The organism is Streptococcus sp. UMB1203 (assembly GCF_030217725.1).
Classification (GTDB): Bacteria; Bacillota; Bacilli; order Lactobacillales; family Streptococcaceae; genus Streptococcus.
The window spans coordinates 14,513-38,958 of sequence record NZ_JASOOK010000016.1; the positions used below are offsets into that span (position 1 = coordinate 14,513).

At 41.0% G+C, this 24,446-nt stretch carries 21 protein-coding genes, 1 pseudogene and 1 riboswitch; of the genes and pseudogenes, 3 read left to right on the top strand and 19 right to left on the bottom strand.

Annotated features, from left to right (window positions below):
• Window positions 1–33: 33 nt before the first annotated feature.
• The 17 genes from rpsJ to uvrA all read right to left on the bottom strand — a co-directional run bounded on the left by rpsJ (window position 34) and on the right by uvrA (window position 19,116).
• Window positions 34–342: a 30S ribosomal protein S10 gene (gene rpsJ / locus QP439_RS05530; RefSeq protein WP_001284513.1), complete on the bottom strand. Its 309-nt coding sequence runs from the start codon at window positions 340–342 to the stop codon at window positions 34–36.
• A 253-nt stretch (window positions 343–595) separates the two neighbouring features.
• A complete protein-coding gene (gene nrdG / locus QP439_RS05535) occupies window positions 596–1,186 on the bottom strand; it encodes an anaerobic ribonucleoside-triphosphate reductase activating protein (RefSeq protein ID WP_285388482.1) in 591 nt (196 codons plus the stop codon).
• Entirely contained in the window at window positions 1,179–1,685 is a 507-nt protein-coding gene (locus QP439_RS05540; RefSeq protein ID WP_261446869.1) for a GNAT family N-acetyltransferase, read from the bottom strand. Before QP439_RS05540 ends, nrdG begins: the two co-directional genes overlap by 8 nt.
• 43 nt (window positions 1,686–1,728) lie before the next feature.
• On the bottom strand, window positions 1,729–1,869 hold the full coding sequence (locus QP439_RS05545; RefSeq protein ID WP_000521618.1) for a hypothetical protein: 141 nt from the start codon (window positions 1,867–1,869) through the stop codon (window positions 1,729–1,731).
• Window positions 1,870–1,880: 11 nt separating this feature from the next.
• Window positions 1,881–4,088 (bottom strand): anaerobic ribonucleoside-triphosphate reductase, encoded by a 2,208-nt coding sequence (nrdD, locus tag QP439_RS05550; protein WP_261081870.1) that lies wholly within the window; start codon window positions 4,086–4,088, stop codon window positions 1,881–1,883.
• Between the two features lie 119 nt (window positions 4,089–4,207).
• Entirely contained in the window at window positions 4,208–5,761 is a 1,554-nt protein-coding gene (locus QP439_RS05555; RefSeq protein ID WP_285388490.1) for a damage-inducible protein CinA, read from the bottom strand.
• Window positions 5,762–6,015: 254 nt separating this feature from the next.
• A complete protein-coding gene (gene cls, locus QP439_RS05560; protein ID WP_120719112.1) occupies window positions 6,016–7,548 on the bottom strand; it encodes a cardiolipin synthase in 1,533 nt (510 codons plus the stop codon).
• Window positions 7,549–7,802: 254 nt separating this feature from the next.
• Window positions 7,803–8,267, bottom strand: a complete 465-nt coding sequence (locus QP439_RS05565) for an SP_0198 family lipoprotein (protein ID WP_033682416.1) — start codon at window positions 8,265–8,267, stop codon at window positions 7,803–7,805.
• 86 nt (window positions 8,268–8,353) lie between these two features.
• On the bottom strand, window positions 8,354–9,604 hold the full coding sequence (locus QP439_RS05570) for a folylpolyglutamate synthase/dihydrofolate synthase family protein (RefSeq protein ID WP_049515510.1): 1,251 nt from the start codon (window positions 9,602–9,604) through the stop codon (window positions 8,354–8,356).
• 302 nt (window positions 9,605–9,906) lie between these two features.
• The gene (locus tag QP439_RS05575) at window positions 9,907–10,212 is read right to left on the bottom strand and encodes a DUF1292 domain-containing protein (protein WP_000017620.1); all 306 of its coding nucleotides are present in this window, start codon (window positions 10,210–10,212) and stop codon (window positions 9,907–9,909) included.
• Between the two features lie 15 nt (window positions 10,213–10,227).
• Window positions 10,228–10,647: a Holliday junction resolvase RuvX gene (gene ruvX, locus QP439_RS05580; RefSeq protein WP_004239076.1), complete on the bottom strand. Its 420-nt coding sequence runs from the start codon at window positions 10,645–10,647 to the stop codon at window positions 10,228–10,230.
• Between the two features lie 3 nt (window positions 10,648–10,650).
• Window positions 10,651–10,917, bottom strand: a complete 267-nt coding sequence (locus QP439_RS05585; protein ID WP_000507059.1) for an IreB family regulatory phosphoprotein — start codon at window positions 10,915–10,917, stop codon at window positions 10,651–10,653.
• An 86-nt stretch (window positions 10,918–11,003) separates the two neighbouring features.
• Window positions 11,004–11,573 carry an SP0191 family lipoprotein gene (locus QP439_RS05590; RefSeq protein WP_000725132.1) on the bottom strand — a complete coding sequence of 190 codons (570 nt, stop codon included), beginning with the start codon at window positions 11,571–11,573 and terminating at the stop codon, window positions 11,004–11,006.
• A gap of 60 nt (window positions 11,574–11,633) precedes the next feature.
• Complete coding sequence (gene spx, locus QP439_RS05595) at window positions 11,634–12,032, bottom strand: transcriptional regulator Spx (protein WP_000591165.1); 399 nt, start codon at window positions 12,030–12,032, stop codon at window positions 11,634–11,636.
• Between the two features lie 135 nt (window positions 12,033–12,167).
• The gene (gene mgtA, locus QP439_RS05600) at window positions 12,168–14,828 is read right to left on the bottom strand and encodes a magnesium-translocating P-type ATPase (RefSeq protein WP_261194393.1); all 2,661 of its coding nucleotides are present in this window, start codon (window positions 14,826–14,828) and stop codon (window positions 12,168–12,170) included.
• Window positions 14,829–15,022: 194 nt separating this feature from the next.
• A riboswitch (M-box (ykoK) riboswitch) is annotated at window positions 15,023–15,173 on the bottom strand.
• A gap of 57 nt (window positions 15,174–15,230) precedes the next feature.
• Window positions 15,231–16,292 carry a M24 family metallopeptidase gene (locus tag QP439_RS05605; protein WP_203175617.1) on the bottom strand — a complete coding sequence of 354 codons (1,062 nt, stop codon included), beginning with the start codon at window positions 16,290–16,292 and terminating at the stop codon, window positions 15,231–15,233.
• Window positions 16,285–19,116: an excinuclease ABC subunit UvrA gene (gene uvrA / locus QP439_RS05610; protein ID WP_261076647.1), complete on the bottom strand. Its 2,832-nt coding sequence runs from the start codon at window positions 19,114–19,116 to the stop codon at window positions 16,285–16,287. Before uvrA ends, QP439_RS05605 begins: the two co-directional genes overlap by 8 nt.
• A gap of 131 nt (window positions 19,117–19,247) precedes the next feature.
• On the opposite strand from uvrA, the gene QP439_RS05615 reads away from it, so the two are divergent.
• The 3 genes from QP439_RS05615 (at window position 19,248) to QP439_RS05625 (ending at window position 22,059) form a co-directional block, all read left to right on the top strand.
• A complete protein-coding gene (locus tag QP439_RS05615; RefSeq protein WP_000815623.1) occupies window positions 19,248–20,192 on the top strand; it encodes a magnesium transporter CorA family protein in 945 nt (314 codons plus the stop codon).
• A gap of 11 nt (window positions 20,193–20,203) precedes the next feature.
• Window positions 20,204–20,881 (top strand): DUF1129 domain-containing protein, encoded by a 678-nt coding sequence (locus QP439_RS05620; RefSeq protein ID WP_050220387.1) that lies wholly within the window; start codon window positions 20,204–20,206, stop codon window positions 20,879–20,881.
• A 140-nt stretch (window positions 20,882–21,021) separates the two neighbouring features.
• Entirely contained in the window at window positions 21,022–22,059 is a 1,038-nt protein-coding gene (locus tag QP439_RS05625; protein ID WP_285388528.1) for a S66 family peptidase, read from the top strand.
• A 77-nt stretch (window positions 22,060–22,136) separates the two neighbouring features.
• Here the strand turns inward: QP439_RS05625 and QP439_RS05630 are convergent, their stop codons facing one another.
• The gene (locus tag QP439_RS05630) at window positions 22,137–23,303 is read right to left on the bottom strand and encodes a tyrosine-type recombinase/integrase (protein ID WP_285388531.1); all 1,167 of its coding nucleotides are present in this window, start codon (window positions 23,301–23,303) and stop codon (window positions 22,137–22,139) included.
• Between the two features lie 191 nt (window positions 23,304–23,494).
• Window positions 23,495–24,358: pseudogene (locus QP439_RS05635) on the bottom strand (Abi family protein); the annotation flags it as partial.
• Window positions 24,359–24,446: the final 88 nt, after the last annotated feature.

The window sequence follows — 24,446 nt, forward strand, 5'->3', positions numbered from 1 at the left end:
GCGTTTTTTATGCTCAAGATATCAAGCTTTAGATTAAAGTTTGATTTCTACGTTTACACCACTTGGAAGATCCAATTTCATCAAAGCATCAACTGTTTTTTGAGTTGGGTTAACGATATCGATCAAACGTTTGTGTGTACGCATTTCAAATTGTTCGCGAGAGTCTTTGTATTTGTGAGTCGCACGAATGATTGTGTAGAGGCTACGTTCAGTTGGAAGTGGGATTGGACCCGCAACTTGTGCACCTGTACGAGTAGCTGATTCTACGATTTTTGCAGCCGCTGTGTCAAGCGTACGGTGTTCGTAAGCTTTCAAACGGATACGGATTTTTTTGTTTGCCATCTTTTTCTCCTTTTCGTCTATTTAAGATAATAGGCTAGCTCCACAAGAAAACCGACGCGGTGTTGCGTGGCAATGCAACCGAGCGTGTCGCAACCTCTTGCATCAAAGCTAAAGCTGTAATTTACAGCACCATAATAGAATAACACAAAGCCCCTGCGATTGCAAGGGATTTGTTGCTGTTTTTTAAAATTTTTAACATGAAAATGTTTTCTTTTTTAGCAGGTCATTTATTTATGTATTTTATGGAAGAAAGTTACTCTCTCTTCACCTGTTCATAGCTTTCTTTTCCGTCAGTAAGCTTATCCCAAATCACTACTTGCCCACTTTGGAGCGATTTTTGCACATCGATAATTCGTTGGTTGGACGAACCTCGAAACTGGAGCATGAGATTTCTCTTAGTTCGGTCATACCGTCCATCGACAAGGATGTCAATTAGCGACAATAGTTCCAGTTTATCTGGAGTTTCCAACATCATTTCTTCCCAAGTATAGCCCGTCCAGGACCAGATGTCTTTATCTGGCAATTCCTTCCGAATGCGCTTAACGAGTGGCAAAAGAATCCCAGTATTGAGAAAAGGCTCCCCTCCCAGCAAAGTCAAGCCTTGAACATAGGGTTGAGCAAGATCTGCCATAATCTGTTCTTCTAATTCTGCTGTATAGGGAATTCCTGCCTTGAAAGACCAAGTCGCTACATTATAACATCCCTCGCAGTGAAACATGCAACCTGCTACATAGAGAGAGTTACGCACACCCTCTCCATCTACAAAGTTGAAGGCCTTGTAATCAATAATCCGCCCTTGACTGAGTCCCTCGCTTTTCCATTCTTGTGGTTTAGGATTATTCATTTGCTACCTCTATCCAATAACGCTCGACTCCATTACGAACATCTTCAAGAATTCCTCCATTTGCTAAAATGACTGCTCTGCTAGCAGGATTATTCACGCTACAGGTCACAAGAATTCTCTTGATGTTCTTTTCCTTAGCAACTTGCAAGCCCTGACTGAGAGTTTCCTTAGCATAACCTTTACCTCTTTCTGATAGACGAATGGTGTAGCCAATGTAGCCAGCATAATTCAGTAACCCCTCATTCAGTCTCAATCGCAGATTCAAAAATCCTAGAGCACGACCTACATCATCAAATGATACAAATTGAATAGAAGGAACACGATTTTCAGGCAAGTTTATTCCCATCTCTTTTTGCATATTTGTTTCCAACCACTCTTCATACACAAAGTTCTCTGTATCCCAAAATCCTCCATCATGTCCTGATTGGCTCTTTTCAAACTCTTCCATCATCTCTAAAACTGTTACTTTATCTGCTAATATTGGTCTTCGTAGTTCCATTCTTACCTCCCACTAAGAGAAAAGCGAGAGCTGGCTCTCACTTTTATTTTTTCTTGTTCTTGTTTAAAAATTGTTCTCTGAGGTTGAGCAAACGTTCTTTCTTACCAGCTCCACCTTTAGAGTGTTTCTCGTGATAACGGGTCACTTGTGCACGCCCCTTATCGTCTAATTGATATTTTCCCATTTCATTTCTTTCTAATTTGTTACTTGATGGCCAGCTATTTTAATCGTTGAGCCATTCATGTGTTTGACACGCGCAGCGATTTCCTTGTGACGCCCATTGACCATAGGTCTCGCTTGAGGATTGCCTAAATAGCCACAAGTCCGTTTAACAACGTCTACTGTTTTAGGGTCGCTATTTCCACAGTTTGGACAAGCAAATCCTCTCTCAGTTGGTTCAAAATCCCCTTCAAAGTCACACTTGTAGCAACGGTCGATTGGTGTATTGGTCCCTAGATAGCCGACACGGTCATAGGCATAGTCCCAGACAGCTTCCAAGGCCTTTGGATTTTGCTGAAGGACTGGATACTCACAATAATGGATGAAACCACCTGACGCACCTGCTTCTGGATAGACTTTCTCAAAGTCTAATTTTTCAAATGGTGTTGGATTTTTACGAACATCGTAGTGGAAAGAGTTAGTGTAGTATTCCTTGTCTGTAATATCAGGAATAGAACCAAACTTCTCTGTATCTAGTCGGCAGAAACGGTCTGTCAAACTTTCAGATGGTGTTGAGTAGATAGAGAAATGGTAGCCATATTGGTCAGACCACTCTTCTACACGGCGTTTCATATCGCGAATGATGTCTAGCGTGAATTCCTTAGCATCTGGATTACTTTCCCAGCTGTTACCAAAGAAAACTGTCGCTACTTCGTACAAACCGATATAGCCTAGTGAAACTGTTGCCCGACGATTCTTAAAAAGCTGGTCAACGCTTTCTTCTTTACCTAGACGATGACCAAAAGCACCGTATTGATAAAGGATAGGAGCATTTGCTGGTGTTGCTTCCTTGGTCCGTTCGACACGATAAACTAGAGCATCTTCTGCAATGTTCATCCGCTCGTTAAAGATTTCCCAGAACTTATTCATATCACCTTCAGACTCAAGGGCAATACGAGGAAGATTGACCGTCACCACCCCTAGATTCATACGGCCAGAGTTAACTTCAACTCCATTTTCATCCTTCCATCCTTGAAGGAATGAACGACATCCCATCGGAACCTTGAAGGAACCTGTCAATTCGATAATCTTATCATAAGACAAGACATCTGGGTACATCCGCTTGGTTGCACACTCAAGAGCCAACTGCTTAATGTCGTAGTTGGGAGTCCCTTCTTCTAAGTTGAGTCCTCTTTTAAGCGTGAAGATAAGTTTAGGGAAGATAGCTGTGCGGTGTTCTGAACCAAGTCCCTTGATTCGGATGTTCAAGATAGCTTTTTGAATTTCACGCTCAAAACGATTGGTTCCCAGACCAAAACCTAGTGAAGTAAAAGGTGTTTGCCCATTTGAAGTGAAGAGAGTATTGATTTCATACTCGAGAGATTGCATGGCATCATAGATATCTTTTTGGGTTTTCTTCCAAGCGTAATCTTCCCGTTTGTCAGGTAAGACCCATTCTTCCGCATCCTTGAGGTGTTTTTGGTAATTCTTCTCTGCATAAGGCGCCAAAACTTCATCGATACGGTCAGCTGAACAGCCACCGTACTGGCTAGAAGCAACGTTGGCGATAATTTGAGAAATCTGAGCTGTCGCAGTCTGGATAGACTTGGGACTTTCTACCTCTGCATTTCCAATCTTAAAGCCATTCTCCAACATACCTTTAAAATCAATCAAACAGCAGTTAGTCATAGGTGTGTAGGGGCTATAATCCAAATCATGATAGTGGATATCCCCCTTTTGGTGGGCATTGGCTACGTGCTTAGGGAGCATTTGCAGTCCGATTGATTTCCCAACAATCCCCGCCGTCAAATCACGCTGGGTGTTAAAGACATCGCTGTCTTTATTAGCATTTTCATTGACAACGGCCTGGTCTTTGTTGAGAAGTTTATGGATGCTAAAGTTGATATCTGTCGCTTTTGAACGCTCAAAATCCCTTTGTGTCCGATAAGTAATATACTCCTCAGCTAGCGCATATTCTTTGGCTTCAAGGAGTTCATGTTCTACGATATTTTGAATTTCGTAAATCTTAACCCCCTGTGGAAAGCGACTATGAATTTCTGTGACAATTCGCTCGGTCAGAGCATTGAGGCGTTTTTCGACCAGGGGTGTCACATCCATAACCTTGTCAGCCGCCTTGTGGAGAGCCTTGTCAATCTTGTCCACATCAAATACAACACGTCTCCCATCTCGTTTTTCAACGAAGAGAGTTGGCAAAATTGTAATTTTTTCTTCTAGTGCAATCATATGCATGCTCTTTTCTAAAATGTTCTTTCTAAAAAGTATTATACCACTCTAAAAAGAAAAATCAATATCTTGTGTTAAAAATCCTAAAATTTTTAAAAATACACAAGATATTGATTTTGTTATTTAATTTTATAGACTTTAAACTCTGAGTAATCAGTCTTTACTTGTTGGTAATTTTCTTTCAAAATTGTTTCCACTTCAGACCAGACTGCTACCTTATCATTCACCACAATCACCTTAGGTTGGTTTTCTTTCAAGTCATTGATTAAACTAGTTTTATTCTCTTCTGTACTCGTGTAAAGAAGAGGTGATGGGAACATGGATCCAGCCAAACGCTGGCTTTCTTTATACATCTGAACATGTGAATCCCAAATATAGATTTGGTCACCATCACTCGTCTCTTGTTTGACTCTATCTACCACTTGATGTTGTTCTCTATAAGAAGCTGGATGCAAGACAAAACGAGCTACAAAAGGAATTGCAATCAGATAAACTACCACTAGGATCGGTAAGTAGAGATTTCCCTTCATAAATTTTTTCCATAAAGTAGGAACTTCCTCTCTTTTCCGACGACGGGCTCCTCTAGCTGAATGTTTCCCACGAATACTGGTCATCAAAAGAAGGAGCAAAAACGGAAGAATTAGAACCAAACGCGAACCGTGAAGAGATTCTTGAGAAAAAAGCAACAAGGCTAATGCAAATAAGAAAGCAAAACTAGCTGGTACTGAAATAACATATAATCTTGATGCCTTTGATTGGAACAAGCCCAGAAAAACAAGGAAGAAAGTTCCTAAACCAAAGCTCAACAAACCATAGAATAAAACATTATCCATTAGTTGAGGATTCGCAAAGACCTGAAGGGAATCAATCGGATACAAAAGACTCCCTAGAGCTTCTCCAGAGCCACCTGAAGCAAGGACATAGTATCCTGCTGGATAAAAGATGAGAGAAAAGCCAAGTGCTGCTGCAAAAACCTGATAAACTCCATGGGCAAAACGACCATGCCCAATATTAAAGACAAATAAACCGATCATTACTACTACAGTAAAGAGAAGACTTGTAAGGGGCTCTATGAAAAATGATAGGGCTAAGAAAATCCCCAGACGTAGAAATCCCTTGTCATGGTTAGGATTTGATAGATAACGCGCTACTAAAGAAAATCCTGCAAACAGGAATGGCAGAGCTAAGATCGTAGCATAGCCTCCTCCAAAACCGAGACCAGATACCAAAATATAAAATATGGTTAGGAGTTGCTTAGCTTGCTCTCTTTGTCCCGTCAAATACTCGGTTGAAGAAAAGAGGAAATAGCCTCCTCCTAAGAGGGCTAGCCATTCTACCAAGGCAAAAAGGATGCCTCCTTGGGTAATATAAAGTAGCAAGTAATAAAGAAGACCGTGACTTGCATAATAGCTACTGTAAAGCTGTCCTCCCTGATGTAAAGCCCATCCTATATACAAATCCTGAGCCTGAGAAGGACTTACCATATCTAAAAGTAAAGGAACTACCACAGAAAAAATAGTCGCAATCGTACTTCCAATGATTAGTCTGAAAAACGGGAAAGCTAGGCGCTCCTCTTTTTCCAGATCCGATTCAAGGTTCCTATCCAGTCTATTTTCTATTCCATCACTTTGTATCATTTCGGATACTTCTTCGATTCTGCCATATACAGCCATGTCATTTCTCCTATTCAATTTATCTGTCTTAGTATATCAAAAAGACCTAAAATTGTCAGCTTGCGATGGGTGTTTGAGTGATTTTTTGCATAGTTTCACAAAGGTTTCAATTTCCCGAAATCGGTGTAAATGCGTCTGTTTAAATCTTATGATATAATCCAATTCTTTCTGAGTCAGCATCATTCCCCCTCTATCTTTCTATTCGTAAAAGGCAAGAAAAATAGGACTGGTTTGTGTCCTAAGTCCTAGATTTCTTATAATATTGGGGCAAATAACTGGGCAATTTCCTTAATCAATTTTTGATACCAGCTATTTTTTATCGTATCTTGGAAAATTTCTTGCGAAACTGAAAAAATCTCCTGAAAATCTTTTTGAATCTCTGTGATTGATGCTGTTTTATATAGCAAAACTGCATTTTCATAGTGATGAAGTAAACTTCTATAATCTAAATTGATAGTCCCAACTGCAGCAAAGTCCTTATCCACTAGGATTTGTTTACTGTGGATAAAGCCTGGACTATACTCAAAAATCCTTACTCCCGCTGACAACAAATCCGGATAGGCTCCTCTTGTTATGAGCTGGATTAATTTTTTATCCGGAATGAAAGGAGTCACGATGCGGACATCAACACCCCTCATGGCTGCATTTTTAATACTCTCAGTTAAATCATAGTCAATAATCAAATAGGGTGTTGTGATATAGACTGAATCAGTAGCCTGATTAATCAAACTTTGATAAACTTTTTTCCCTACTTGAGTACGGAAGATGGGCTTGGGTCCACTACCGTAAGGAATGCAGAGCCCTTGGCCAGAACAAGGCTGATTTTCCAGGTGATACTGGTCAAAATCGCTGATTTCCCAACGATTGATGTACCAAGTCATCAAAAAAAGACGGGTTAGAGCCTTGACACCAGGGCCATCTAAGCGAATCCCACTGTCCTTCCAATAGCCAAAGCGTTCTATATGATTGATGTACTCATCGGCTAAGTTAATGCCTCCTGTATAGGCTACCTGACCATCTATGACAAGGATTTTACGATGGTCCCGATTGTTGTAAGCCACCGTCAAACGAGGAATCACCTTGTTAAACTTATGGGCTTCAATTCCTCGACTACGAAGTTGAATAGTATAGTCTCCAGGCAAAGTCGCCATACAGCCGATATCATCATAGAGCATCTTGACCTCTACACCCTGAGCTGCCTTTTGCTCTAGTATATCTAGTATGCTATTCCACATCAAACCTTCTTCGACAATATAGTACTCTAGAAAGATAAATTTCTCAGCTTTCTTGAGGTCTTCCAACATATGTTGCCACATGCTTTCACCCGAAGAAAAGAATTGTGAATCTGTTCGATCATAGACATCGGCATTGCTATCCATACTTAGCAAAGATTTGATAACTCCGTAAGCCGCCTTATCATCTTCCTTCAATTTCTGGCGGAGAGCTTTACTGTTATCCTCCCGAAAATGCATAGAACCAAGTTTGTCCAACTGCTTGATTTCTTTTTTGGACAATCGCCTTTCACCAAACATCAGATAGAGCAAGGGTCCGATGACAGGAACAAAAGTTACCACTAACCACATTACTTTACTATCAGGTGTCATTGAACGATTGACAATTGCGACAATAGTCGCCATACTCATAAAGATTAAGAGAATAACCCATAGAATAGAAGCCATACGCCCTAAGTAAAGAAAGAGACCAAAAACAAGAGAAAGTTCAAGCAGCATAATCGAAAGACTAAAGCCATACTTGGACATTAATAATTGAAATTTTCTATATTTCATATCCCCTCCTTGATATTTTGATACTCAATGAAAAGCAAAGAGCAAACTAGGAAGCTAGCCGCAGGTTGCTCAAAACACTGTTTTGAGGTTGCAGATGGAAGCTGACGTGGTTTGAAGAGATTTTCGAAGAGTATGAATGCTAAAAACAGGTAATTGATACTAGTATAACTCAGGTATTCGGTAGAAGGCAAGTATTTATAATCATTTTTCTGCGTAAAAACAAAAGAGACTGACAAAACCAGTCTCCTTCTAGTCTATTTTGATAAAACAATGCGATCAGACGCTTCTCTATCCATATCGTCGATAATCATCTGATTTCCATTGATTGCATAAATCTTGACATCATCCCCAATAATCATACGTTGATTAGCGGCATCGAAGCTAACCTGCTTGATTTCTTGATCTCCGTCAGTTTCTACCTGTGTCCAGGTGCCCGTTGTACCAGTTACCACTAAAGTGATACGGTCTCCCTCGTCCTGACCGGTATAGGTTCCATCAATATCAGTTGGTTGAGCCTCAGGAGCATTTTGTGAAGAACTTGTTGCTGCCTGGCTGCTATTTTCTGTAGAAGATGAAGCAGCAGATTGTGATTGCTGAGTTTGTTGTGTTTGCGAGTGAGTTGCTGGTTGTTGAACTTGTTGTGCTCTTTGTGAACAAGCTACTAAAAGACTAAGACTTGCTAGAGAAGCAAGAGAAAGTGTGAATCTTTTTAATTTCATGATAAATTTCCTTTCTGCTACCAATTTACAGAATTTTTTCCCTCTAACTAGTAGTTTCCCTAGTATAACAAGTTCAAAAAAGGAGGTCAATTCATCTGCTCATGGGTCAGCAAGTAGCCCCGTACTTCTGAGATAAAATAGAGAGACCCTGTAACGAACAACAAATCCTGGGCACCTGCTCTTGCTTCAAAATTGCTAATAAATTCTCGGTAAGAAGGAACTATATCGTAACCTGTTACATCTGTTTCATCCAAAGAACCTTGATAGTCAAAGCCTGTCACCTTGAGTTCCACCTGAGGCAAATTCTCAGTCAAGTAACCCAACATCCCTTGATAATCCTTTCGTTTCAAGGCTCCAAATAGGATTTGAGTCCGATATCCTTCCTGCTCTTTTTCTTTAATAAATTCAACCAAGCGAATCAAAGCAGGGAGGTTATGAGCACCGTCCAAGTAAATCTGAGGACGAATACGCTCCAAACGCCCAGCCCAATGGGTCTTCTCCAAAGCCTGTCTTACAACCTGTTCATCAACAGCTTCCTTTCCTTCTCTCATAAAAAGAAGAAACGTTTGCAACGCCAAGGCCGCATTTTCCTGCTGATAAGCTCCTTCTAAACCTATTTTCAACTGTGAAAGGTTAGCCAAAGAGCTTGAAAAATCCCCATTCAGCATTGAAAAATCCTGACCTGCCTGATAAAGGTCAACAGTTAAAGAGTCTGCTTTTTTCTGACAAACAAGCCTAGCTTCTGAAGGCAACTTCGCAATCACTGCCTTTTTACCAGCCTTAAAAATACCAGCTTTCTGCTCTGCAATTGCTGCTATACTGTCACCCAGAGTCTCCTGATGGTCAAGTCCGATGGAGGTGATGACAGCAATCTCTCCAGTTACCACATTAGTCGTGTCAAGTAAGCCGCCAATTCCCACTTCTAATAAAACCAAATCCACCGCTTGCTCCCTAAAATAAAGAAAAGCAATCAAGGTCAGCAATTCAAAAAAGGACAGCTGATCATGGGTTTGCAGAAGCGTTTTCTCCATCTCCTTGACCTGCTTAGCCAAACGGATGAAGTCTGCATCAGCTATTGGTTGCCCGTTAATGCAGACTCGATCATTGATAGAGATGATATGAGGGGAGGTAAAGGTCGCAACTCTTTTGCCATGCCCCATAAATAACTCCCTCATAAAAGCAATGGTAGAACCTTTCCCATTAGTCCCAGTGACGTGGATAATAGGGTAAGACATCTCGGGATTTCCTAACAAATCCACCGCTTGCTGCATTCGGCTCAAACCTGATCGAAAATTCAAACCAATCCGACTATGGAGCCATTCTTCTACTTCAAACATATACATCTCCTTAATTACAGGTTCAATCAACTGCCTCAATAAAGTCTCATAACTAACAAAACGAGGCCAGGATTTTCGTCCCGACCTCTTACCTGGTTAGCTAATAACTAGCTACTATGAAGTTAACGTGGGGTAAAACATCCACTGAATGTGCCTGCGTTTCTAATTTCTAGCGCAGGGCTAAACACGTCCACTGGACGTTCCAACTCTTCCAATTTCTAGGAGTTGGAGTAAAAATATCCCCCTAACTTACTGACGGTTTTTATTTTTAGCGTCAGGCTAAAAACGTCCCCCGGACGTTTTTACTCCTCCATAAAACTATTGAAGACTTCTTCAATCATGTTCCATTCGTCTTCTGAGTCTTCTGGGATTGGTTGCAATTCGCCTTCGGTTCCATCTTCATTTTCGATGAATGAGTAAGCTTGGATTTCAACTTGTCCGTCTTCGTCTTCTTCTGCGTTAACTGGTACTAGAAGAACATAGTTTTTACCAAATTCTTCTTTTCCGTCAATGGTCAAAAGGATTTCAAACAAGGTTTCATTCCCTTGCTCATCTACTAGTGTAATTAATTCACGTTCTTCGTGGTCGTGGTTATGATCGTGTGACATAGCCTCTCCTTTATATTAAAATTTTCTATCTAAATAATTTTGTAAAATCAGCTGAGCTGCTAACTTATCAATGACTTTCTTGCGCTTATTGCGACTGATATCTGCTTGTTCAATCAACATGCGTTCCGCAGCAACTGTTGTCAAGCGTTCATCTTGATAGTCTACTGGTAAACCAAAAAGCTCTTCTAGCTTTGCTCCGTATGCTTGACTAGCTTCCACGCGCGGTCCGCTTGTATTGTTCATATTTTTAGGCAAGCCCACTACAAATCGTTCCACCTTGTAAGTATCAACCAACTCCTTAACGCGGTCAAAACCAAATTGGCCTTGCTCCTCATTGATTTGGATGATTTCAAGCCCTTGAGCTGTAAAACCGAGCGGATCGCTGATGGCCACCCCTACCGTTTTTGAACCGACGTCCAATCCCATAATTCTCATAGGTTATAGATCGACTCCTTGTCCTTTAAGGTAGTAGCGGACCAATTCCTCAACGATTTCATCACGCTCATATTTACGGATTTGATTTCGTGCATTATTATAACGAGGAACGTAGGCAGGGTCTCCACTCAATACGTAACCTACGATTTGGTTAATTGGGTTGTAGCCCTTATCGTTCAACGAAGCATAAACATCAGTCAAAGTTTCGCTAATTTCTTTTTTATTGGAATCGTCCAATTTAAAACGTACTGTTTCTTCAGTAAATCCCATTCTAACACCCTCTTTCCTTAGAATAGTACCATTATAGCATAATTCCTTACGTTCTACAATTCAGGCAGTCTATTTATTTGGATTTTCTACTGTTCTGTCGCACCATTTGCCAATCTGTCTGAAATATATTTGCTTGGTTCATTCTTCAAGAGATTTTCCAAGCCAATATTCTTCAGATATTCCAATTGAGAAGCCTTCTTGACATCCAAAACTTGAAAATCAAAACTAGTCGTTGTTTGAAGTTCTGTTGCACTTAATAGTTTAGTTTCAAGCTTAAATCCTGCCAATTTACGAGCTTCTATGATGGACTCATCCTTCTCCTCCGCCTCAAGAAGAGCTTTTTGGGTTTCTTCCACTCCATGTTGGTCAATATAGGTCTTCAACTCATCAGAGACTGGACGTTTTTGTTGAATGGTTAGGTTCAAAAAAGTCTTGTCTTTATAAGTAATGGTTTGGGTTTGCTGGCTACCATCATCTGATTTTGGCAAAACCAAAGTCTTGGTTACAACTGTATTCTTCTCAGCATTTTCAATAACTGGCAATGCCGACTGAAGCGTATCCTTTTCTGTTTTTGTAGCTGGTCCAGTTTCTTTTTTCTGTCCGCAACCAACCAGGACAAAAAGGAAAGCTAGACTAACAAGAACTATTTTTTTCATTTCTTTCTTCTTTCTTTTTGAAATTAAAATAAGACTGGGAGTTGCTCCCAGCCTTGATGTTTATAGAGCTGCACGCAAACGTGCTTCTGCATTTTCTACATTACGGACAGAGCGTGGTAGGAAGGCACGAATATCGTCTTCCTTGTAGCCAACTTGCAGGCGTTTTTCATCCACAAGAATTGGGCTCTTTAAAATTCTCGGTGTTTCCATAATCAGATTGAGGACTTCGTTGACACTCAAATCTTCAATATCCACTCCAAGGGCTTTGGCATAGCGATTTTTAGACGAAACGATGCTGGCTATTCCGTTATCTGTTTTGGTTAGAATATCCAGTAATTCTTCCCGCGTAATTCCTTCTTTACCAAGATTTTGTTCTTTATAACTTAACTGGTGGGCATTGAGCCAGGTTTTTGCTTTTTTACAGCTAGTACAACTTGAGACTGTATAAATTTTAATCATGTACCTACCCCTTTCGCTACATGTTACTATCAGTTTAGTCTATTATACCATAAAAAACATCCGACTTGCGACCTATTTTTAAATTTTTTTGACTTTTTTCGTCATTTTCGTACTTTTTTCTTGACAAAATGAAATTTACAGCCATTCTTGATATTTCTTGATATAGATTTTTTTCACAATTGTCACGCTAATCATATACAAAATAATGATGAAAAGTAAAAAGATGAAATAAATCGGTTTTAAAGGAGTTAGATGGAGAAAGCTAGCTAGTGGACTGTAAGGAAGGAAGGTCACAAAGGCTGCAGCCAATAAGGTTGTCACAAGGACTAGCCAAGCTGGACGACTTTGTAAAAAGGGAATTTTGGCTGAACGCAGCATATGGATAACCATGGTCTGTGACCACATGGACTCGATAAACCAACCTGTCTGAAACAAGACAATAAATCCTACGGCAGACTCCGCTCCATGAACATAGGCTTGACCTGTCGTCATGGGTACAATGATAAAATAGAGCAAAATAAAGGTCAAAATATCAAAGGCAGAAGATATAGGCCCCATCCAAACCATGAAACGTGTGATGGACTTAGCTTCCCAGGTATGCGGATTTCTCAAAAAATCTTTATCCACCTTGTCAAAAGGCAAGGCAATACAAGACAAATCATAGACTAGATTTAGGATAATCAAATGGACTGGTGCCATTGGTAAAAATGGCAAAAAGATTCCAGAGACCAATAGGGATAAGATATTCCCAAAATTAGAACTCACTGTCATTTTGATATATTTAGTCATATTGGCATAGACCTTACGCCCTTCAACAAGTCCTTTTTCAAGCACCATGAGATCCTTATCAAGTAGGATAACATCAGCTGTTTCTTTGGCAATATCTACTGCTGTATCAACAGAAATCCCCACATCTGCGACTTTCATAGAAGGAGCATCATTGATTCCATCTCCCATATAGCCGACAGCATGACCATTAGCCTTAAATTGCAAAATAATCCTCGCTTTTTGGTCAGGAGAAAGTTTGGCGAAGACGGTTACCTCCTCTACGGCTTGAGCCAATTCTTGATCACTCATCTGATCAATTTCAGATCCCAACAGCATCTGATTAATATCCAAACCAACCTTTTCACAGACTGCTTGGGTAACTTTTTCGTTGTCTCCCGTCAAAATCTTTGTTTGAACCCCATGTTCTAACAAAGCCTTAATTGCTGGTGCAGCAGATGGTTTAGGAGGATCTAGGAAGGCTAAATAACCAGTTAGAATCATATCCCCTTCATCATCAACTGTATAGGCATGACCTTCCCTCAAACCTGACTTATAGGCCACTCCCAAGACACGCAAACCTTGTTGATTTAGTTGTCTGACTTCTGCTAAAATTTCTTCTCTAATAACATCTGTCAAGGGAGTAATCACTCCATGGTATTCCGCATGACTGGAAATCGTCAACATTTCCTCTAGGGCACCCTTGGTTACCAAACTAACCACTTCGTTCTCATCCTTGACGATGACACTCATCCGTCTGCGTTCAAAATCAAAGGGAAGCTCATCTATTTTTTGAAAAGTTTGAGCCAGATTTTGTAAGAGGGTGTGTTCTTTGGCTTCCTTTTCAGTCCGTTTGATGATGGCTCTGTCCATCAAATTTTTCAAGCCCGTTTGAAAATAAGAATTGAGATAAGCTCGTCTCAAGACGGTCAAATCCAAGCGTCCGTGGATGTCCAAGGGATATTCAAGGACAATTTCGTCTTGGGTTAGAGTTCCTGTCTTATCTGTACACAAAATATCAATCGCCCCTAAGTCCTGTATGGCATTGAGTTTCTTGATAACCACTTTTTCCTTGGCCATAATGATGGAGCCCTTTGCTAGACTGGCCGTGATAATCATAGGAAGCATCTCAGGTGTCAATCCAACACCAACACTCAAAGCAAATACGCCAGCTTCCAACCAGTCGCCATCTGTTAAACCATTGGACAAGAAAACGATGGGCACCATGACCAGCATCAAACGAATCAAGAGCCACGAAATACTATTCATCTCCCGCTCAAACGAAGTAGGCTCGTCATAGGTGTTCAAAGTCTGCTCAATGGCCCCCATCATGGTATCATCACCAACTGCTAAAACCACGGCCTTGGCACTACCAGACAAGACATTGGTTCCCATAAAGGCGAGCGCTTCTGCTTCTAGCAGACTATCAAATTGTTGAACTGTTGCCTTGGTCAAGGCCAATTTTTCAACCGATTCACTTTCACCTGTCAAACCCGACTGTTGTACAAAGAAATCGCGCGACTCAAATAAAAGAAGATCTGCTGGAATCATGTCTCCAGCGCTTAATTTAACCACGTCACCCACTACCAAATCATCGATAGGTACTTCTTGGATTTCTCCTTGACGAATGACAGTCGCTGTGTTGACAATCATTTTTGATAAATTGGTCGCAGCCTTATCACTACGGAGTTCTTGAACAAAGCGTATGCCACCAGAAATGAGGACTAGGACAACGATGATAATAGAAGTCGTCGGATCCTCTTGACCTGGTTTTGCCAACCAGACATTGGTCACCAAGGAAATCACGGCGATGACCAGTAAGATGATCGTAAAAGGATTGATAATCGATTCGTAAATCTTTTTGAGGATACTGTCTTCTTGACCCTTTGTGATGGTATTTTCGCCATATAGGTCACGATTTTTCTCCACCTGCTCCTCAGTCAAGCCTGTTAGGCTTGTCTTATAAAAAGATAGAGTTTCGTTTAAAGATGTATGAATAGCTGTTGCTAATCTTTCTTTTGTAGTTTTCATTTGTTTCTCCTATCTGTATGAATGATGTGTTTCATACACAGAGACCAATCACTTTATAAGGGCAGAACGACACAAATCAGCGATTGGCTGTGTATGTGCGGTTCCGGATGATCGTCAATTTGCATCGTTTATCTCCTTTCTTTGATTTAAACAGTAGAAAATCCCACCATAAAATGGCAGGATTAAAAAACTAATTATCTGTTTTTCGTTCAAGCTTTAACTCCATAGGGCAATGTAATGAGCTTAGTCTTGGCCTTCGCGACCAGGACTGTTGACCAACGAGTAGTGTCTCCACTGCTTTGCGGTAGTCATCCGTATCCCTATGGTAGCCTCACCTACCGTTTTCGTCTTTCAGTATAAACCTTTAAAATTTAAAAGTCAATCATTTGAGTTGTTTAACTCTTAAATAACTATCAACTCTTTTGGAGCTAAGGTCAACAATTCACAACCTGTCTCTGTAATCAGGATATCATCCTCGATACGAACGCCATATTTGCCTTCGATATAGATACCTGGCTCATCTGTCAATGCCATACCTGCCTTAATAGTTTCTGTAGAAGTCTGGCTAAAGTATGGTTCCTCATGGATATCCAGTCCAATACCGTGTCCAATACCGTGGGTAAAGTAGTCGCCATAACCTGCCTCGATGATAATATCACGAGGGATTTTGTCAAAGTCACGGAAACCTAATCCTGCCTTAGCCTGATCAATCAAGGCTTGATTGGCTTTCAAAACCGTATTGTAAATTTCTGCCTGCTCATCGCTGACATGCCCCAAGTAGATAGTTCGTGTCATATCGCTGACATAGTGGTCATAGAGGCAGCCGAAATCCATGGTAATAGCTTCTCCCAGCTCCACTGGTTTGTGCATAGGATGGGCATGGGGTTTAGAAGAATTGATACCGCTAGCTAGAATGGTGTCAAAAGACAAGCCAGATGCTCCCAACTCACGCATGCGGAAGTCAAGGAAGTTGGCAATCTCAATCTCAGTCTTTCCTGGCTTAATAAAGTCAAGTGCATCGCGGAAAGCTTGGTCTGAGATAGAACAAGCCTTGCGAATAGCTGCAATCTCCGCTTCATCCTTAATCATACGAAGACCTTCGACAAACTGAGTTTGTGGAAGCAAGTCAATTCCTTCAAAGGCTGCCTGCATACGGTGATAATAAGAGACCGAAATCTCATCCTCAAAACCGATTTGAGACAAGCCCATATCCTTAACAATGCCTGCAATAACAGCTAATTCATCACGATCTGCTACGATTTCAAAACCACTGGTTTCTTGCTTGGCTGCAATGATATAGCGAGAGTCTGTCACCAGGACCTGACGGTCACGGCTGATAAAGACTGTTCCGTTTGAACCCCAAAAACCAGTCAGGTAATAGACGTTTTTAAGGTTATTGATGATGATACCATCTAGTTCTTTTTCTTGCATTTTAGCTAAAAATGCTTGTACGCGTTTATTCATGATGTAATTTTCCTTTCAAATAATGTCCTGTGTAGCTGGCTTCATTGGCCGCTACTTCTTCTGGAGTTCCTGTTGCGATGATGGTTCCACCACCGACACCGCCCTCAGGTCCCAAGTCAATAATATGGTCTGCCGTCTTGATAACATCCAGATTGTGCTCGATAACAAGGACCGTATTGCCATCGTCTACAAAGCGAGCTAAAACCTTGAGCAAGCGAGCGATATCCTCTGTATGGAGTCCTGTCGTCGGCTCATCCAGAATGTAGAAAGATTTTCCTGTCGATCGTTTGTGAAGTTCGCTAGCCAACTTCATACGCTGGGCTTCTCCCCCAGAAAGGGTGGTAGCAGGTTGCCCTAGCGTTACATATCCCAGTCCCACATCCTTGATGGTCTGAAGTTTACGTTGAATCTTTGGAATATGTTGGAAGAATTCCACTGCATCGTTGACGGTCATATCCAAGACCTGCGAGATATTCTTTTCCTTGTAGTGAACTTCTAGGGTTTCACTGTTGTAGCGAGTTCCGTGGCAGACCTCACAAGCCACATAAACATCTGGCAAGAAGTGCATCTCAATCTTGATAATCCCGTCACCTGAGCAGGCTTCACAGCGACCACCCTTGACATTGAAACTGAAACGCCCCTTCTTGTAGCCTCGAATCTTGGCTTCATTTGTCTGAGCAAATAGGTCACGTATATCGTCAAAAACTCCTGTATAGGTAGCAGGGTTGGACCTCGGCGTTCGTCCGATAGGACTCTGGTCAATGTCAATCAAGCGGTCTACATGCTCAATCCCTGTAATAGTCTTAAATTTACCAGGCTTGTCTGAATTACGGTTGAGCTTCTGGGCAATGGCTTTTTTGAGGATGCTGTTGATTAAGGTTGATTTCCCTGAGCCCGACACGCCTGTCACTGCGATAAATTTTCCTAGTGGGAAGCGAGCAGTAACATTTTGCAAATTGTTCTCACGCGCTCCTATCACTTCGATAAAACGACCATTTCCAGTACGGCGCTCTGTTGGCACTGGAATGGCACGTTTGCCTGACAAGTACTGGCCTGTGATAGACTTACTGTTACGAGCTACCTGTTTAGGCGTACCTGCCGCAACAATTTCCCCACCAAAAACACCTGCACCGGGACCAACGTCAATCAGATAATCAGCCTCACGCATGGTATCTTCGTCGTGTTCTACCACGATGAGAGTATTGCCCAAGTCACGCATCTTTTTGAGACTGGCAATCAGACGGTCATTATCCCTCTGGTGGAGCCCAATCGATGGCTCATCTAGGATATAGAGGACACCTGATAGGTTAGAACCAATCTGAGTTGCCAAGCGAATACGCTGACTTTCCCCACCTGAAAGGGTTCCTGCCGAACGTGACAGGGTTAGGTAGTTAAGACCCACGTTCTTAAGGAAGGTCAAACGATCCTTGATTTCCTTGAGAATAGGGCGAGCAATGATGGCTTCATTTTCAGACAAGGTTAACTGGCTCACCAACTCCAAGTGGTCTGCGATAGACAGGTCTGAAATTTCTCCGATATGTGGTCCTTGCTCACCACCCACACGAACAGACAAGGCCTGGTCATTGAGGCGATAACCATTACAAGTTCCGCAGGTCAGCTCATTCATGTAAAGACGCATCTGGGTGCGAGTGTAATCGCTGTTTGTCTCGTGATAGCGACGCTTGATATTATTGACAACTCCCTCAAAAGGAATGTCAATATCACGCACACCGCCAAATTCATTCTCATAGTGGAAATGGAATTCCTTGCCATCTGAGCCGTAGAGAATCAAGTTTTTGTCTTCTTCTGACAAGTCCTCAAAAGGCTTATCCATATCCACTCCAAAAGCTGTCATAGCCTGCTCTAGCATGTTTGGATAGTAGTTGGATGAGATAGGATTCCAAGGAGCCAAGGCTCCCTCACGTAAGGTTTTGCTGGCATCTGGCACTACCAAATCAGTATCCACCTCCAGCTTGATGCCTAAGCCATCACACTCACTACAAGAACCAAAAGGAGCATTGAATGAGAAGAGACGAGGCTCTAACTCTGGAACAGTAAAGCCACAAACTGGACAGGCATAATGCTCAGAGAAGAGCAACTCAGAGTCGTCCATGGTGTCGATAATGACATAGCCTTCTGAGATACGAAGGGCTGCCTCAATGGAATCAAAGAGACGACTACGAATACCCTCCTTGATGACAATACGGTCAACCACGACATCAATATTGTGTTGCCTGCTCTTAGACAACTCTGGCACTTCGGTCACATCATAGACTTCCCCATCCACACGGACACGAACATAACCGTCTTTCTGAATTTTTTCAATAACGCTCTTGTGCTGTCCTTTTTTCTTACGGATAACTGGGGCTAAGATTTGCAGACGTTGGCGTTCTGGCAACTCCAAAACCTTATCAACGATCTGCTCCACAGAAGAAGCCTTGATAGCCCCATGCCCGTTGATACAGTAAGGCGTCCCCACACGCGCGTAGAGGAGACGCAGATAGTCATTGATTTCAGTCGTTGTTCCCACCGTCGAGCGAGGATTTTTACTAGTCGTTTTCTGGTCGATGGAAATAGCTGGGCTGAGACCATCAATGGCATCTACATCAGGCTTCTCCATATTTCCCAAGAATTGACGAGCGTAGGCTGACAAACTCTCCACATAGCGACGTTGTCCCTCCGCATAGAGGGTATCAAAGGCCAGACTGGATTTCCCTGAACCTGACAAACCTGTCACAACAACTAGCTTGTCTCGTGGAATCTCCACATCAATATTTTTTAAATTATGGGCACGCGCCCCATGAATGACAATTTTATCTTGCATTTTTGTTCTTTCTAGTCCATTATTGCTTACCATTATACCAAAAAAAGTGAGATTCTATTACCCAAAAGGCCGATTTTGTAGTATAATAGTACGGTGTGAAAAAATCTGAAAAATGAGAAAGGATAAGGGATATGAAACAAGTTTTTCTCTCTACAACAACTGAATTTAAAGAGATCGATACGCTTGAACCGGGTACTTGGATCAATCTCGTTAATCCAACTCAAAATGAATCACTCGAAATCGCTAACGCCTTCGATATTGATATTGCCGACCTCCGAGCACCGCTCGATGCGGAAGAAATGTCTCGTATTACCATTGAAGATGAGTACACCCTGATTATCGTAGACGTGCCAGTCACAGAAGAAAGAAATAACCGCACCTACTACGTAACCATCCCACTTGGTATTATCATCACCGAGGAAACCATTATCACTACGTGTTTGGAACCATTACCAGTCCTTGATGTCTTTATCAACCGTCGTTTGCGTAATTTCTACACTTTCATGCGTTCGCGTTTTATCTTTCAGATTCTTTATCGCAATGCAGAGCTCTACCTAACAGCCCTTCGTTCGATTGACCGTAAGAGTGAACAAATCGAAAGTCAACTGCATCAATCAACTCGTAATGAAGAATTGATTGAGCTCATGGAATTGGAAAAAACCATCGTCTATTTCAAGGCTTCCCTCAAAACAAATGAGCGTGTGATTAAGAAATTGACCAGCTCAACCAGTAATATCAAGAAATACCTTGAGGACGAAGACCTGCTTGAAGATACCCTGATTGAAACCCAACAGGCCATCGAGATGGCAGACATTTATGGAAACGTCTTGCATTCTATGACAGAGACCTTCGCCTCTATCATTTCTAACAACCAGAACAACATCATGAAAACCTTGGCCCTTGTGACCATCGTCATGTCCATCCCAACCATGGTCTTTTCTGCCTACGGGATGAACTTTAAGGATAATGAAATCCCCCTAAACGGTGAGCCAAATGCCTTCTGGTTAATCGTCTTTATCGCCTTCGCTATGAGTGTCTCGCTCACTCTCTATCTCATCCATAAAAAATGGTTCTAAGAGGAGTTCCTATGTCTCAGATTGATCTACAAAAATTAACTAAGAAAAACCAAGAGTTTGTCCACATCGCTACCCAACAATTCATCAAAGATGGAAAAACAGACGCTGAAATCAAGGCTATTTTTGAGGAAGTTATTCCCCAAATCCTTGAGGAGCAAGCCAAAGGTACGACTGCTCGTTCCCTCTATGGCGCACCGACCCACTGGGCTCATAGCTTCACTGTTAAGGAGCAATATGAAAAAGAGCATCCAAAAGAAAATGATGATCCAAAACTCATGATTATGGACTCAGCCCTTTTCATCACTAGCCTCTTTGCCCTCGTCAGCGCCCTCACAACCTTCTTCTCAGCAGATCAAGCTTTCGGCTATGGATTGATTACCCTCCTCTTAGTTGGACTGGTTGGTGGATTTGCCTTCTACTTGATGTACTACTTTGTTTACCAATATTATGGACCAGATATGGACCGCAGTCAACGTCCGCCTTTCTGGAAATCTGTACTAGTTATCCTAGCTTCTATGTTCCTTTGGTTACTTGTCTTCTTTGCAACAAGCTTCCTACCAGCTAGCCTTAACCCAGTACTTGCTCCATTGCCACTGGCTATTATCGGAGCAGCCCTCCTAGCCCTTCGCTTCTATCTCAAGAAACGCTTGAACATCCGCAGCGCAAGTGCAGGACCAACACGCTATTAAGAAGAATGATAAAAGCAACTGCAGGCGCGGTTGCTTTTTTACTACTTTCTTGATTTAAAAGTATTCTTCTGACATCCCACATAGCTCTATCTAATCTTTTGTGATAAAATAGGCTCAACCTATTTCTAGGAGGATAAAATATGATTTCTACTATTGGTATTGTTAGTTTATCTAGTGGCATTATCGGAGAAGACTTTGTCAAACACGAAGTGGACTTGGGTGTCCAACGTCTCAAGGACTTGGGACTCAATCCTATCTTTTTGCCCCATTCGCAAAAAGGATTAGACTTTATCAAGGATCATCCTGAAGCTCGTGCAGAGGATTTGATTCATGCCTTTTCTGATGATAGCATCGACATAATCCTATGCGCCATCGGTGGAGACGATACCTATCGCTTACTACCTTATCTTTTTGAAAATGACCAACTCCAAAAGGTTATCAAACAAAAAATTTTTCTTGGCTTCTCGGATACAACCATGAACCATCTCATGTTGCATAAACTAGGAATCAAGACTTTTTATGGTCAATCCTTCTTAGCAGACATTTGTGAATTAGAAAAAGAAATGCTAACCTATAGCCTTCACTACTTTAAAGAATTGATTGAGACGGGAAGAATCTCAGAAATCCGCCCTAGTGACGTTTGGTATGATGAAAGGACTGACTTCAGTCCCAAGGCTCTGGGGACACCTCGTGTCAGTCATGCAAATACCGGTTTTGAATTATTGCAAGGAAATGCCCAGTTCGAGGGAAAAATTCTCGGTGGTTGCCTCGAATCCCTCTACGATATCTTTGACAACTCTCGATACGCAGACAGCACGGAGCTCTGCCAAAAATACAAACTTTTCCCTGACTTGTCAGACTGGGAAGGAAAAATCCTCTTGCTAGAAACAAGCGAAGAAAAGCCTGAGCCGGAATACTTCAAAAAGATGTTGCGGACTTTAAAAGACACTGGCATATTCGAGGGCATCAGTGGACTCCTGGTCGGAAAACCTATGGATGAAACTTTCTATGACGACTATAAAGAGGCACTATTGGATATCATTGGCAGCAATATCCCGATTGTCTATAATCTCAATGTCGGCCACGCAACTCCAAGAGCCATTATTCCCTTCGGAGTCCACGCCCACGTAGATGCAAAAGAGCAAGTCATTCGCTTTGACTATAACAAAAAAGTATAGTCAATTATACCGAAATCATTCTATAATCGTTGATACATAAGGGTTTTATGTGTCGCTTTTTTATTTTGTGGACTTTTTTAAGAACTTTTTATTTTTTCGAGGGCAGTTTCAAAGAATGAGACTGCTCTTTTTTGGTTCTCTTTTGATAAATGGCTGTAAGTGTCCATGGTTACAGATATTTTTGCATGGCCAAGTCGTGTCTGTATCTCCTTGTAAGGTAGACCAGCATTAAGCAAGATACTAGCGTGAGTGTGGCGGAAAGCATGAAAGCCTAAGTCAGTACAGTTAGCGTTTTTTAAGTGCTTATGTAGGCGATAATCAACCTTTCGAGTATTGACATAGTTGTCAAAGCTATCAGAGAATACTTTCTCATAGGTTAAGCCAATGTTTCTACCGTTTTCCGCTTGCCTTGCTCGGTAGAGACGAAGCATGAGTACTGTTTTATGATCGATATCTAGAACTCTATAGCTTGATTTTGTCTTAGGACTGTTTACCTGGTTTAAAATGTTGAGTGTTTTGTTAATATCAATCGTTCCGTTCTGCAGGTCAATATCAGACCATTCCAGGGCCAGACATTCACGGATGCGCAGTCCAGTAGCTAGGAGTGTCTTATAAAGCACGGTATCATAAAAATTGATAAAGGTATTTTCTAGGCTATCGAGATAGGAGAGGAAGTTTTTAAGTTCCTGATCTTGAAAGTATTTAATTTCTTGTTTATCTCTGGTTATCTTTCTAGGAATGACAGCATCACGAGCAGGGTTATTGTCTAATGCCTGAATAGAAACCCCATACTGTAGTATACGTTTATTTAAGGCATGAAGATGATTGTATTCTTTATACCCCGTTCCGTCCTGATTGTACTCGTCCGCCCATTTATTTACCTGAGTTTGGATAATGATAGGAGTAAGTTTATCTAGTTTGTAAGTACCAAATGAGGGCAAGAGGTAATTATTTAAGCAACCTTTTATTTTTATCTGCGTATTAGTCTTTATGGTATGCTGATAGGTTTGCCAGAATAAGTCCACAAGTTCGCTATAGGTTGTTATATGTGAGCGTTGTTTCCGTGTAGAGCCGTTTTTCTCAAATTCTACCTTAGCCTGGGTGACCTTGTTTTTGAGTTCTTTCTTTGTTCGTGCTGATATGGTAGTCTTGACCTTCTTACCAGTTACAGAATCAATGCCAAGATAGATACTGGAGCGGTAGACTGCTGATCCGTCTTTTTTCGTGTGTTGTGTAATTTTCATGGTTTTACTCCTTTTTCCATCAGCAGGCAAGCAATTAGAAAAGGTTTTGAGTTTATACCATGCGAGGGGCTACGAGAACCCCCTTATTTTCGATTTTAAGCAGTCAGATGGTAAATTGTACCAGAATAGGAAACAAGGCGGATATAGGGCTGATATGAGGGTTTTAAAAAGCCCATATATTGCAAGTAGTTCTATCTTAATGTGTCAGTGATATTATACCAATTATTCGGAAATCCAAGTGTGTCCAATACAATGCCGGCTTCAATGGAGTGTGCTTTTTTATTTAGAGCTTTGGTTCTTTTAATAATAGTGTTATGTAATTGAGCGTATTGTGTGGAAGCAAGTAGGCATTGCAAGGCAAGAAAAACATAATATACAGATTGTCTTGAAGTATTAGCATTGTTATTGTAATAGTGGAAATAAGCTAGTTGTGGAAGATTCTCACGACATTTATAATTGAAAAGTTTATTATTATGAGCAGTGATATTTCTAATTTCTAGTATATTTTTAATAATACTTTCTAAAGCTTTTCCGCTTAAAAGGTCTTTACTAGGTCTATTTTGGATGTATTCAATATTTTCTTGTAAGAATGGTGATAAATCTCTAGCTATTTGATTTTTTATATCAGTGTTTAGATTTCTATAAAAGTTAAATGCTTGCCCTAATGTAAGTTCATTGATGATAACCCAGAAAGGAACAACGCCATGTTGTTTATAGTGGTGTTTTATAGAATTGTTTTGCTTATCCTTATTATAATCATTGAGTATTCTAGCTAGTATACTGATTAAATTAGTAATTTGTGCGAGCCTTTTTGTATCTTTTTGTGTTTCAAAATTATTAATATCTAGATAAGCGTATGGTGTTGGATATGCTTCTGAAAAACGATATGCCAGTACGGATTTAAAGTGTTTTTCTGCATCTATAATTGCTTTTAAAAAAGCTGATTTAATTTCTTTATCGTAAAAGTGTGTTGCAGCTATTTCTCTAAAGTCTGCACCAGCTATAAATTTATCTTTTGATGTTTGAAAAAACTTACTATATCCGTTGACGACGTTGTAATAGTTGTGGCTCTATAATATTTGTAGTGGGTAAATCCCCTATAGATATTATGGAGCCTATTTTTGTGTAGAAAAAAAGTCCCAT